Annotated in this window: 12 protein-coding genes; 10 read left to right on the top strand and 2 right to left on the bottom strand. The window is 71.1% G+C overall.

From position 1 onward, the window contains the following. The first annotated feature begins 91 nt into the window (after window positions 1-91). The 10 genes from glpX to BWR60_RS33360 all read left to right on the top strand — a co-directional run bounded on the left by glpX (window position 92) and on the right by BWR60_RS33360 (window position 10,222). The gene (gene glpX / locus BWR60_RS33405; protein WP_088157213.1) at window positions 92-1,093 is read left to right on the top strand and encodes a class II fructose-bisphosphatase; all 1,002 of its coding nucleotides are present in this window, start codon (window positions 92-94) and stop codon (window positions 1,091-1,093) included. A 275-nt stretch (window positions 1,094-1,368) separates the two neighbouring features. Then, on the top strand, window positions 1,369-2,316 hold the full coding sequence (locus tag BWR60_RS33400) for a phosphoribulokinase (RefSeq protein ID WP_088157211.1): 948 nt from the start codon (window positions 1,369-1,371) through the stop codon (window positions 2,314-2,316). Window positions 2,317-2,519: 203 nt separating this feature from the next. Continuing rightward, complete coding sequence (gene fba / locus BWR60_RS33395) at window positions 2,520-3,599, top strand: class II fructose-bisphosphate aldolase (RefSeq protein ID WP_088157209.1); 1,080 nt, start codon at window positions 2,520-2,522, stop codon at window positions 3,597-3,599. 12 nt (window positions 3,600-3,611) lie between these two features. Then, window positions 3,612-5,093, top strand: coding sequence for a form I ribulose bisphosphate carboxylase large subunit (locus tag BWR60_RS33390; protein WP_088157207.1), 1,482 nt, complete (start codon window positions 3,612-3,614; stop codon window positions 5,091-5,093). Window positions 5,094-5,103: 10 nt separating this feature from the next. Next, on the top strand, window positions 5,104-5,505 hold the full coding sequence (locus tag BWR60_RS33385; RefSeq protein ID WP_088157205.1) for a ribulose bisphosphate carboxylase small subunit: 402 nt from the start codon (window positions 5,104-5,106) through the stop codon (window positions 5,503-5,505). 183 nt (window positions 5,506-5,688) lie between these two features. Then, complete coding sequence (cbbX, locus tag BWR60_RS33380) at window positions 5,689-6,615, top strand: CbbX protein (protein ID WP_088157203.1); 927 nt, start codon at window positions 5,689-5,691, stop codon at window positions 6,613-6,615. Continuing rightward, complete coding sequence (gene rpe, locus BWR60_RS33375) at window positions 6,612-7,295, top strand: ribulose-phosphate 3-epimerase (protein ID WP_088157201.1); 684 nt, start codon at window positions 6,612-6,614, stop codon at window positions 7,293-7,295. Before cbbX ends, rpe begins: the two co-directional genes overlap by 4 nt. Continuing rightward, on the top strand, window positions 7,292-8,002 hold the full coding sequence (locus tag BWR60_RS33370; protein WP_088157199.1) for an HAD family hydrolase: 711 nt from the start codon (window positions 7,292-7,294) through the stop codon (window positions 8,000-8,002). Before rpe ends, BWR60_RS33370 begins: the two co-directional genes overlap by 4 nt. Before the next feature lie 2 nt (window positions 8,003-8,004). Next, window positions 8,005-8,748 carry an HAD-IA family hydrolase gene (locus BWR60_RS33365; RefSeq protein WP_088157197.1) on the top strand — a complete coding sequence of 248 codons (744 nt, stop codon included), beginning with the start codon at window positions 8,005-8,007 and terminating at the stop codon, window positions 8,746-8,748. A 310-nt stretch (window positions 8,749-9,058) separates the two neighbouring features. Then, window positions 9,059-10,222, top strand: a complete 1,164-nt coding sequence (locus BWR60_RS33360; RefSeq protein ID WP_088157195.1) for a serine hydrolase domain-containing protein — start codon at window positions 9,059-9,061, stop codon at window positions 10,220-10,222. 174 nt (window positions 10,223-10,396) lie between these two features. Here BWR60_RS33360 and fghA read toward each other — a convergent pair whose 3' ends face one another. Together fghA and BWR60_RS33350 are read right to left on the bottom strand one after the other, a co-directional pair. Further along, complete coding sequence (fghA, locus tag BWR60_RS33355; RefSeq protein ID WP_088157193.1) at window positions 10,397-11,245, bottom strand: S-formylglutathione hydrolase; 849 nt, start codon at window positions 11,243-11,245, stop codon at window positions 10,397-10,399. Beyond that, on the bottom strand, window positions 11,245-11,997 hold a 753-nt coding region (locus BWR60_RS33350), incomplete at its 5' end, for a zinc-binding dehydrogenase (protein ID WP_144445848.1). The genes BWR60_RS33350 and fghA, both read right to left, overlap by 1 nt.

The following is an 11,997-nucleotide window of genomic DNA, read 5'->3' as shown; positions in this document are numbered from 1 at the left end:
CACCCTGACCGTCCCGGGGAGCGACAGACTCCCCTTTGAACCCCCGCCCCGGCCCCAGCGGCCAGCCGGCGGGGAACGGGTGGAGATGCGCATGACCGGTGCCGCCATCGCCGAGGACGGGTTCATCTACGCGCTGCGCCGCGTCACCGAGGCGGCCGCCCGCGCCGCCTTCGACTGGATCGGCCGCGGCCGCAAGGACGAGGGCGACGCCGCCGCGGTCGACGCCATGCGCACCGTCCTCAACCATCTCGACATCGATGGCCGCATCGTCATCGGCGAGGGCGAGAAGGACGAGGCGCCGCAGCTATACAAGGGCGAGCGCCTCGGTCATGGCGGCGGCCTGGCCGTCGACATCGCGGTCGACCCCGTGGACGGCACCAGCCACCTGGCCAACGGCCAGACCAACGCCCTGGCCGCCGTGGCGATGACGCCGCAGGGCGCCATGTTCGACCCCGGCCCCGCCTTCTACATGGAGAAGTTCGCCGGCCCGCCCGCCGTGAAGGGCCGCATCGACCCGCTGGCCCCGACCCGCGACAAGCTGAAGGTGCTGGCCCAGGCGCTGGGCAAGCCCGTCTCCGACCTCTCGGTCTATGTGCTGGAGAAGCCGCGCCACCGCCGGCTGGTGGAGGAGATCCACGCCGCCGGCGCCCGCGTCGCCCTGTACCCCGCCGGCGACGTGGCCGGCGCCATCGTCGCCGCCATGCCGGGCGGCGAGGTCGACTGCCTGATGGGCACCGGCGGCACGCCCGAAGGGGTGCTGGCGGCCTGCGCCATCCGCGCCCTGGGCGGCGAGTTCCTGGGCCGGCTGGACCCGCAGCTGGAGCATGAGCGCGCCGCCGTGGCCCATGCCGGGCTGGACACCCGCCGCTGGTGGGGGGTGGAGGAGCTGGTGCGCAGCGACAAGGTGTGGTTCGCCGCCACCGGCATCACCACCGGCATGCTGTTCGAGGGCGTGTCGCGCCGCGGCCCCAGCACCCGCACCCAGTCGCTGATGCTCACGGCGCCCGACCGGCAGTGGCAGGTGCTGACCACCTATGTCGAGACCGCCCTGCTGGGGCCGGGCCCCGGCCAGGCGCAGGAGGCCAGGCCGTGACGCGGGGCCTGTCGGGGCCGCAGCCCGCGTCCGGGCCGGAGACACCCCCTCACCCTCCCGCCGCCTTCGGCGTCGGGCCCCTCCCTCTCCCCAAGGAGAGGGGTGGGTCACCTCTCCCCCGGGGAGAGGTCGAAATCGCGGCGGCGATTTCGGGTGAGGGGGCGGCGCCGGCCGATCCACCCGAGCCCGCCGGCCGCAGCTGGAGCCAGCCCGCCATCCGCCATGCCGAGCCGCGCCCGAGGCTCGCCGATCACGACCCGAGACGGGAGTTCAGAATGTCCAAGCCTTCCTTCGACCGGCCGATCATCCTCGGGATCGTCGGCGACAGCGCCGCCGGCAAGACCACGCTGTCGCGCGGCATCGCCGAGATCCTGGGGCCGCAGCGCTGCACCCTGATCTGCACCGACGACTATCACCGCTACGACCGGCGCGAGCGGGCGGCGAACGGGGTCTCGGCCCTCGACCCCGCCGGCAACTATGTCGACATCCTGGAGCAGCATCTGCACCTGCTGCGCCAGGGCCAGCCGATCCTGAAGCCGATCTACAACCACGACCAGGGCACGCTGGACCGGCCGGAATATATCGAGCCGAAGGAGTTCGTGGTCGCAGAAGGGCTGCTCGGCTACGCCACAAGGGCGATGCGCGACTGCTACGACGTCAAGATCTACCTCGACCCCGAGGAGGAGCTGCGCGTCCGCTGGAAGGTGCATCGCGACACCAGCAAGCGCGGCTACACCGCCGAGCAGGTGCTGGAATCGCTGAAGAAGCGGGAATATGACAGCCCGACCTTCATCCGGCCGCAGCGGCTGTTCGCCGACATCGTCATCCGCTTCCAGCGGCCGCCCGGCGCCAACTCCTCGGCCGGGGCGCCGGAGACCGACCATAGGCTCGACGTCGCCCATATCCTGCGCCCGACCCTGCCGCACCCGAACTTCTCCCGGCTGATCGAGGCGGTGGGCGACGGCAGCGTCGGCTTCGAGCTGACCCGCGACGAGGGCAAGCCGGTCGACGTGCTGGAGATCCGCGGCTCGATCTCCGACCGCCGGGCCGAGCGGGTGGAGGAGTATCTCTGGGAGCATATCCCCGAGGCCAGCCACCTGCGCGACGACCTCGGCCGCTACGACGGCGCCGCCGGCCGAGCGGTCAGCCACCCCCTCGCCCTCACCCAGCTCCTGGTCGCCTTCCACATGGTCAAGGCCGCCCAGGGCGTGCACGCGGTGTGAGGCGGATGGGCCCGCTCTCCCCCCTCACCCTCCCGCCGCCAACGCGGCGGGTCCCTCCCTCTCCCCGAGGAGAGGGGAATACGAGCCGGGCTCTCATCACCTCTCCCCCGGGGAGAGGTCGAAATCGCGGCAGCGATTTCGGGTGAGGGGGCGGCACCGGCCCCGACGACCGAGCTTCACCGACCGTCCCTGAGGAGGCCCCGATGGCCCGTATCACTCTCAGACAGCTGCTGGACCACGCCGCCGAGCATGGCTACGGCGTGCCTGCCTTCAACATCAACAACATGGAGCAGATCCTGGCGATCATGGCCGCGGCGCAGAAGGTCGACGCGCCGGTGATCCTGCAGGCCAGCCGCGGCGCCCGCTCCTATGCCGGCGACCTGATGCTGGCGAAGATGGTGGAGGCGGCGGAGGCGATGCATCCCGGCATCCCGATCTGCCTGCACCAGGACCACGGCAATGACGACGGCACCTGCCTGTCGGCCATCCAGCACGGCTTCACCAGCGTGATGATGGACGGATCGCTGGAGGCCGACGCCAAGACCCCGGCCAGCTGGGACTACAATGTCGGCATCACCGGCCGGATCACCGCCGCGGCCCACGCCGTCGGCGTGTCGGTGGAGGGCGAGCTCGGCGTGCTCGGCAGCCTGGAGACCGGACAGGGCGAGGCCGAGGACGGGCACGGCGCCGAGGGCGCGCTGGGCCATGACCAGCTGCTGACCGACCCGGACCAGGCGGTGCAGTTCGTGCGCGAGACCCGGGTCGATGCGCTGGCCATCGCCATGGGCACCTCGCACGGCGCCTACAAGTTCTCGCGCCGGCCGGACGGCGAGATCCTGGCGATGCATGTGGTCCAGGCGATCCATGAGCGGCTGCCCGAGATCCACCTGGTGATGCACGGCTCCTCCTCCGTCCCCGAGGCGCTGCAGGAGCAGTTCAACCGCTTCGGCGGCGAGATGCCGAAGACCTGGGGCGTGCCGGTGGAGGAGATCCAGCGCGGCATCCGCTACGGCGTGCGCAAGGTCAACATCGACACCGATTGCCGCCTGGCCATGGCCGCCGAGATCCGCCGCGTGGCGGTGGAGAAGCCGGGCGAGTTCGACCCGCGCAAGTTCCTGCAGCCGTCGATGGCCGCGCTCGAGGCGCTGTGCCGCGAACGCTACGAGCAGTTCGGCACCGCCGGCCAGGCGTCGAAGATCACCCCCCTGCCCCTGCCCGAGATGGCGAAACGCTACCGCTCCGGCGCGCTCGACCCGCGCATCGCGGTCGGCGCCGCAGCCTGAGAGGAGAGAGCCATGAGCACGAATGTCACGACCCTCGACACCAAGGCCGCAACCGTCACCGGCAAGGACCGCTACAAGGCCGGCGTGCTGGAATACCGGAAGATGGGCTATTGGGAGCCCGACTACCAGCCGAAGGACACCGACGTGCTGGCGCTGTTCCGGATCACGCCGCAGGACGGCGTCGACCCGGTCGAGGCGGCGGCGGCGGTGGCGGGCGAGAGCTCCACGGCCACCTGGACCGTGGTCTGGACCGACCGGCTGACCGCCTGCGAGAAGTACCGGGCCAAGGCCTACCGCGTCGACCCGGTGCCGAACCAGCCGGGCCAGTACTTCGCCTATATCGCCTATGACCTCGACCTGTTCGAGCCGGGGTCGATCGCCAACCTGACCGCGTCGATCATCGGCAACGTCTTCGGCTTCAAGCCCCTGAAGGCGCTGCGGCTGGAGGACATGCGGCTGCCGGTCGCCTATGTGAAGACCTTCGACGGGCCGCCGACCGGCATCGTGGTCGAGCGCGAGCGGCTGGACAAGTTCGGCCGGCCGCTGCTCGGCGCCACGGTGAAGCCGAAGCTCGGCCTGTCGGGCCGGAACTACGGCCGCGTCGTCTACGAGGCGCTGAAGGGCGGGCTCGACTTCACCAAGGACGACGAGAACATCAACTCCCAGCCCTTCATGCACTGGCGCGACCGCTTCCTGTACTGCATGGAGGCGGTGAACCGCGCCCAGGCGGTGACCGGCGAGGTCAAGGGCACCTATCTCAACGTCACCGCCGCGACCATGGAGGACATGTACGAGCGGGCGGAGTTCGCCAAGTCGCTCGGCAGCGTCATCGTCATGATCGACCTGGTGATCGGCTACACCGCGATCCAGTCGATGTCGAAATGGGCGCGGCGCAACGACATGATCCTGCACCTGCACCGCGCCGGCCACGGCACCTATACGCGGCAGAAGAGCCACGGCGTGTCGTTCCGGGTGATCGCCAAATGGATGCGCCTCGCCGGCGTCGACCACATCCATGCCGGCACCGTGGTCGGCAAGCTGGAGGGCGACCCGAACACGACGCGCGGCTTCTACGACATCCTGCGCGAGGACCATCTGCCGGCCAAGCTGGAGAACGGCGTGTTCTTCGAGCAGGACTGGGCCAGCCTGCGCAAGGTGATGCCGGTGGCGTCCGGCGGCATCCATGCCGGGCAGATGCACCAGCTGCTGGACTATCTCGGCGAGGACACGGTGCTGCAGTTCGGCGGCGGCACCATCGGCCACCCGATGGGCATCCAGGCCGGCGCCACCGCCAACCGGGTCGCGCTCGAGGCGATGATCCTGGCCCGCAACGAGGGCCGCGACACCAAGGTGGAGGGGCCGCAGATCCTGGCCGACGCCGCCCGCCACTGCCAGCCGCTGCGCCAGGCGCTGGACGTCTGGAAGGACGTCACCTTCGACTACGCCTCGACCGACACGCCGGACTTCGTCCCGGCCGTCACCGCCGCCAGCTGAGGAGGCCGCCATGCGCATCACCCAGGGATGCTTCTCCTTCCTGCCCGACCTGACCGACCGGCAGATCGCCGCCCAGGTGCAGTACTGCATCGACCAGGGCTGGGCGGTGAACATCGAGTTCACCGACGACCCGCACCCCCGCAACACCTATTGGGAGATGTGGGACCTGCCGATGTTCGACATCCGCGACGCCGCCGCGGTGATGACCGAGCTGGCCTCGTGCCGCAAGGCCTATGGCGACCGCTACATCCGCATCTCCGGCTTCGACGCCAGCCCCGGCTGGGAGTCGGTGCGGATCTCCTTCCTGGTCAACCGCCCGCCGGAGGAGGCCCGCTTCGCGCTGGAGCGCCAGGAGGCCGAGGGACGGAGCATCCGCTACACGACGCGGCTGCTGCCAGCCGCGGCGGGCTGAACCAGCCCGCTCGGATTGCCTCTCCCGCCTGGCGGGAGAGGTCGGGCGCCCGGAGGGCGACCGGGTGAGGGCTGGCCCTGGCCTCGACAAAATCCCCTCACCCGGAGCCGCTGCGCGTCTCCGACCTCTCCCGCAAGCGGGAGAGGCACACCAAAGCCGTCCTTCTGTCCAAGAGGCCCCGCCATGACCGAAGCCGCCCTCGCCGTGCCGCCGGCCGACACCCGCATCGACCTCGCCCGGGAGTTCGAGGAGACCCGGATCGACGAGGTGTTCGCGGCACTGGACCGCGAGCTGGTCGGCCTCGTCCCGGTGAAGACCCGGATCCGCGAGATCGCGGCGCTGCTGCTGGTCGAGCGCATCCGCCGCCGCCTCGGCCTCGGCGCCGAGGCGCCGACCCTGCATATGAGCTTCACCGGCAATCCCGGCACCGGCAAGACCACCGTCGCCCTCCGCATGGCCGACATCCTGCACCGGCTCGGCTACGTCCGGCGCGGGCACCTGGTCTCGGTCACCCGCGACGACCTGGTCGGCCAGTACATCGGCCACACCGCGCCGAAGACCAAGGAGATCCTCAAAAGGGCGATGGGCGGGGTGCTGTTCATCGACGAGGCCTACTACCTGTATCGGCCGGAGAACGAGCGCGACTACGGCCAGGAGGCGATCGAGATCCTGCTGCAGGTGATGGAGAACCAGCGCGAGGATCTGGTGGTGATCGTCGCCGGCTATGGCGACCGGATGGAGAAGTTCTTCACCAGCAACCCCGGCTTCCGCTCGCGCATCGCCCATCACGTCGAGTTCCCGGACTTCTCCGAGGCCGAGCTGATCGCGATCGGCGAGGGCATGCTGGCGCGGCAGAACTACCGCTTCAGCCCGGAGGCGCTGCAGGCGTTCCGCGACTATGTCGCCCGCCGCATCCGGCTGCCGCATTTCGCCAACGGACGGTCGATCCGCAACGCGCTGGACCGCGCCCGGCTGCGCCAGGCCAACCGGCTGGTGCGCGACATGCCGCCCGACCTGTCGGTCGAGGATTTCGTCACTTTGGCCGAGGCCGACATCCGCGCCAGCCGGGTGTTCTCGGCCGAGCCGCCGGACCAGGAGGCCAAGCTGTGAGCACGATTATCGCCCCTTCGATCCTCTCCGCCGATTTCGCCCGGCTGGGCGAGGAGGTGCGCGCGGTGGTCGCGGCCGGCGCCGACTGGATCCATATCGACGTGATGGACGGGCATTTCGTGCCCAACCTGACGATCGGGCCGGATGTGGTGAAGGCGCTGCGGCCGCACAGCGACCGGGTGTTCGACGTGCATCTGATGATCGCCCCGGCCGACCCCTATCTCGACGCCTTCGCCAAGGCGGGGGCCGATGTCATCACCGTGCATGCCGAGGCCGGGCCGCATCTCGACCGGTCGCTGCAGCACATCCGGTCGCTCGGCAAGCAGGCCGGGGTGGCGCTGTGCCCGGCGACGCCGGAGGATGCGGTGGCGCATGTTCTGGACCGGGTCGACCTGATCCTGGTGATGACGGTCAATCCCGGCTTCGGCGGCCAGGCCTTCATCCCGGCGATGGCGGAGAAGATCCGCCGGATCCGCGCCATGATCGGCGACCGGCCGATCCGCCTGGAGGTCGATGGCGGGGTGACGCCGGAGACGGCGGCCGTGGTGGCCGCGGCCGGGGCGGACACGCTGGTCGCGGGCTCCGCCGTGTTCCGCGGCGGGCCGGCGGCCTATCAGTCCAACATCGCCGCGATCCGGAACGGAGCCGCGGGAGGGGCCGGCCGGTCGGCCGCCGCATGAGCGCCCGCGCGCCCCGCATCCGCGCGGTCGTGTTCGACCTCGACGGCACCCTGGTCGACAGCGTCGCCGACGTCGCCGCCGCCCTGGCTCCGCTGTTCCGCGAGGCGGGGATCCACCCGCTCTCGGAGGCCGAGGTGCGTCGCCTGATGGGCCATGGGGCGGCCGGGCTGGTGCGCGGCGCGCTGCGGCTGCGCGGCTGCGACCCGGGCCGGGCCGGCGACCCGAGCCGGACCCGCGACCCGGGCCGGGCGGTGTGGATGACCCGGCGCTTCCTCAACCACTACGCCGCGGCGCCGGTGGCGCGGACCACCGCCTATCCCGGCGCGGTCGAGGCGGTGGCGGCGCTGGCGTCGGCCAGGATCGCCGTCGGCGTCTGCACCAACAAGGCGGCCTGGACCGCCCGCTCGGTGCTGCGGGCGCTGGGCTTCGCGCCGCATGTCGGGGCACTGATCGGCGGCGACAGCGGCCACGGCATGAAGCCGGATCCGGAGCCGCTGCTGGCCTGCATCGCGGCGCTCGGCGCCCGCCCCGAGGACACGGTCTATGTCGGCGACCACCATGTCGACATCGCCGCCGCGCGGGCCGCCGGCGTGCGGGTTCTGGCGGTGCCCTTCGGCTATGGCGACGCCGGGTCGCTGGAAGCCGATGGGATCCTCGCCGATTTCACCGCCCTGCCCGAGTGCCTCGGCCTCGCCGAGGCGGTGTAGCCGTGGCCCTGCGCGCCATCCTGTTCGATGTCGACGGCACGCTGGCCGAGACCGAGGAGGTGCACCGCCAATCTTTCAACGCCGCCTTCCGCGCCGCCGGCCTCGACTGGCATTGGAGCCGGGAGCTGTATCGCGAGCTGCTGGCGGTCACCGGCGGCAAGGAGCGGATCGGGCATTTCCTGGCCGGCCTCCCCGCCCCGCCGCGCTGCGACGTGACGGCGCTGCACCGGGCGAAGACCGAGCGCTACACCGCGCTGGTGGCCGGCGGAGCGGTGGGGCTGCGCCCGGGCGTCGCCCGTCTGCTGGCCGAGGCGCGGGCGGCGGGTGTGCGGCTGGCGATCGCCACCACCACGACGCCGGCCAATGTCGCCGCGCTGCTGGCGGCTGCGCTGGGGCCGGAGGGGCCGGCCCTGTTCGAGGTGATGGTCGCGGGCGACGCGGTGCCGCGGAAGAAGCCGGCGCCGGACGTGTACCAGGCGGTGCTGGAGGCGATGGGGCTGGATCCGGCCGGCTGCATCGCCATCGAGGATTCGCGCAACGGCGTTCTGTCCGCCCGCCGCGCCGGCCTGCCGGTTCTGGCGACGCCGGGCCTGTACACCGGCGACGACGATCTGCGCCACGCGCTGGCGGTGCTGTCCGACCTGGGCGAGCCGGACGCGCCCTACTGCCATCTCAGCGGCGCCGGCGCCGGCGAAGGCTGGGTGACGGTCGAGACGCTGGGGCGGTGGGTGGTGGGGCTGGGTTGAGCGGCGGTCTGCCGGCGGCGAAAGCCCATCCCTGAAGAGCCTTTCAGCATTCCCATGCCGTCATTGCGAGCGCAGCGAAGCAATCCAGGGGCCAATGCGAGCGGCTCTGGATTGCTTCGTCGGCTTCGCCTCCTCGCAATGACGGCGGGGGTGGCTTAAGCGAATGGACCGGGGGAAGGAGGTGGCGCGCAATCGCCCTCCCGGCATTGATGTGAGGACGAACTTCTTTTCTTCAAGAATTGCCAAAACCAAGCGCCACGCCGAATGTCCGGCCCCCGAACCGCAAGGGAGCCCACGCTTGGCATAGGACCTGGTTCACGGCTTCGCCGATGCACGCTTCGCCGCCGCGCGCGAGGCTTTCGCCAGCAACTTCAGCGAGGACAGGGAGATCGGCGCTTCCGTCTGCGCCACGGTCGATGGCGAGACGGTGATCGACCTCTGGGGCGGCTGGGCCGACGCGGCGCGGACTCAGCCCTGGCAGCGCGGCACCATCGTCAACGTCTTCTCCACCACCAAGACCATGACGGCGCTGACCGCGCTGCTGCTGGCCGACCGCGGCGATCTCGACCTCGCCGCGCCGGTCGCCGAGTCCTGGCCGGAGTTCGCGGCCAACGGCAAGGAGCACGTCACCACCGCCCAGCTGCTGAGCCACAGCGCCGGGCTGCCGGGCTGGCGCGAGCCCTTCGGCCCGGACGACGCCACCGACTGGGGCAAGGCCACCCGGCTGCTGGCCGCCCAGGCGCCGCTGTGGGAGCCGGGTACCGCCTCCGGCTACCACGCCTACACCCATGGCTTCCTGGTCGGCGAAGTGGTGCGCCGCGTCACCGGCCGGTCGCCCGGCACCGTGTTCCGGCAGGAGATCGCCGGGCCGCTGGACGCCGATTTCCGGATCGGCCTGCCGGAGAGCGAGGACCACCGCGTCGCCGAACTCGCCCAGCCCCCCGGCCCGGCGCCCGAAGCCGGGGCGGTGGAGATGGCGGAGATCCCGTCGATCGCCTTCCGCGACATGCAGGCGGACGGCCGCCGCGCCTGGCGCATGGATGTGGCGCAGACCCGGACCCGGGCCTGGCGCGGCGCCGAGATCCCCTCGGTCAACGGCCATGGCAACGCCCGCTCAATCGCCGGGATCCACGCCGTTCTGGCGAATGGCGGGGTCGCCCGGGGCAGGCGCATCCTGTCCGAGGCCGGCAGCCGCCGGGTGCTGGAGCCGCAGATCGAGGGCCCGGACCTGGTGATGCGGGGGATCGGGGTCTGCTTCGGGCTGGGCTTCGCCCTGGCACCCTGCCCGCTGCTTCCGGTCGCGCCGCCCAATCCGAACACGGTGTTCTGGGGTGGGGGCGGCGGGTCGCTGGCCGTGATCGACCTCGATGCCCGCACCAGCTTCGCCTATGCGATGAACCGGATGGACCGGGCGATGCTGGGCGACGAGCGATCGTTCCGGGTGCTGCGGGCGTTCTGGCAGGCCTTGGCCTGAGGGCCGGCCGGGTCAAGCCTCCTGGGCCGGCTCTCCCCCTCACCCTCCCGCCGCCTGCGGTGTCGGGCCCCTCCCTCTCCCCAAGGAGAGGGGAATAGGAGCCTTGGCCCATTTACCTCTCCTTGGGGAGAGGTCGAAACCGCGCAGCGGTTTCGGGTGAGGGGGCAGACCGGCCTATCCGTTCAGCACCCCGGCGTGATGCCGGATGTGGTCGGCGATGAAGGTGGAGATGAAGTAGTAGCCGTGATCGTAGCCGGCGTGGCGGCGCAGCGCCAGCGGCTGTCCGGCCGCTTTGCACGCCGCCTCCAGCAGATGCGGATGCAGCTCGCGCTCCAGGAACGGGTCCGCCTCGCCCTGGTCGATCAGCAGGTCGGGGCAGCGCGCCCCGCCCTGCACCAGTGCCGTCGCGTCCCATTGCGCCCATGTCGACTGGTCCGGCCCCAGATAGTTGCCGAACGCCTTCTGCCCCCAGGGGCATTGCGACGGCGCCGCGATCGGCGCGAAGGCCGAGACGGAGCGGTACAGGCCCGGGTTGCGCAAGGCCGCCACCAGCGCCCCGTGACCGCCCATCGAATGGCCGAAGATCCCCATCGCCGAGCGCCGCGCCGGGAAGTGCTTGCCGATCACCTCCGGCAGCTCCTGCGTCACATAGGCGTGCATCCGGTAGCCGTCGCGCCAGGGCTCTTGCGTCGCGTCCAGGTAGAACCCGGCCCCGAGCCCGAAATCCCAGCTCTCGTCGTCGCCCGGATGCCGCCGGTCGCGCGGAGAGGTGTCCGGCGCCACCAGCATCAGCCCGAACTCCGCCGCATGCTGCAGGGCGCCCGCCTTGATGATGAAGGTCTCCTCGGTGCAGGTCAGACCGGCGAGGTAGGTCAGCACCGGCACCGGGCGCTCGGCGGCCTGCGGCGGCACATAGACCGCGAAGCGCATCTCGCCGCCGATCTCGGACGAGGCGTGGCTGTAGAACCCGACCTCGCCCGCGAAGGCCCGGTGCTTGCTCCGGGTGGTGATCTCGCCCGACATCAGAACTCCACGACCGTGCGGATCGACTTGCCCTCATGCATCAGGTCGAAGCCCTCRTTGATCCGCTCCAGSGGCAGCTTGTGCGTGATCATCGGGTCGATCTCGATCTTGCCCGACATGTACCAGTCCACGATCTTCGGCACGTCGGTGCGCCCGCGCGCCCCGCCGAAGGCCGTGCCTTTCCACACCCGCCCCGTCACCAGCTGGAACGGCCGGGTCGAGATCTCCTGCCCCGCCCCCGCCACGCCGATCACGATGCTCTGGCCCCAGCCGCGATGCGAGGCCTCCAGCGCCGCCCGCATCACCTTGGTGTTGCCGGTGCAGTCGAAGGTGTAGTCCGCCCCGCCGATCTGGTCCGCGCCGCGCTTGGTCAGGTTCACCAGATACGGCACCAGATCGCCCTCGACCTCGCTCGGGTTCACGAAATGGGTCATGCCGAAGCGCTCGCCCCATTCCTTCTTCGAGTTGTTCAGGTCGACGCCGATGATCATGTCGGCCCCGGCCAGCCGCAGACCCTGGATCACGTTCAGCCCGATGCCGCCGAGCCCGAACACGATCGCGGTCGCCCCCTCCTCCACCTTCGCCGTGTTGATCACGGCGCCGATACCGGTGGTCACGCCGCAGCCGATGTAGCAGATCTTGTCGAAGGGCGCGTCCGGCTCGCCCAGGTCGGACAGCACCGCCAGCGCGTGGCGCAGATCGTCGTCGCCGGTGTACAGGCCCGGCGTCGCCAGAACCGGCAGGCCGGCGCG

This window comes from Inquilinus limosus, from assembly GCF_002195995.1.
GTDB classification, from domain to species: domain Bacteria; phylum Pseudomonadota; class Alphaproteobacteria; order DSM-16000; family Inquilinaceae; genus Inquilinus; species Inquilinus limosus_C.
The sequence above is the reverse complement of the archived record's forward strand: the minus strand, read 5'-3'. Positions and strand labels throughout refer to the sequence as shown.

What these genes read in the sequence shown, in the direction of transcription:
- BWR60_RS33370 (WP_088157199.1), top strand. Translation starts at nt 7,292, where the DNA reads ATGAGCGCCCGCGCGCCCCGCATCCGCGCGGTCGTGTTCGACCTCGAC.
- BWR60_RS33385 (WP_088157205.1), top strand. Translation starts at nt 5,104, where the DNA reads ATGCGCATCACCCAGGGATGCTTCTCCTTCCTGCCCGACCTGACCGAC.
- BWR60_RS33390 (WP_088157207.1), top strand. Translation starts at nt 3,612, where the DNA reads ATGAGCACGAATGTCACGACCCTCGACACCAAGGCCGCAACCGTCACC.
- glpX (WP_088157213.1), top strand. Translation starts at nt 92, where the DNA reads ATGACCGGTGCCGCCATCGCCGAGGACGGGTTCATCTACGCGCTGCGC.
- fba (WP_088157209.1), top strand. Translation starts at nt 2,520, where the DNA reads ATGGCCCGTATCACTCTCAGACAGCTGCTGGACCACGCCGCCGAGCAT.
- BWR60_RS33400 (WP_088157211.1), top strand. Translation starts at nt 1,369, where the DNA reads ATGTCCAAGCCTTCCTTCGACCGGCCGATCATCCTCGGGATCGTCGGC.
- fghA (WP_088157193.1), bottom strand. Translation starts at nt 11,245, where the DNA reads ATGTCGGGCGAGATCACCACCCGGAGCAAGCACCGGGCCTTCGCGGGC.
- cbbX (WP_088157203.1), top strand. Translation starts at nt 5,689, where the DNA reads ATGACCGAAGCCGCCCTCGCCGTGCCGCCGGCCGACACCCGCATCGAC.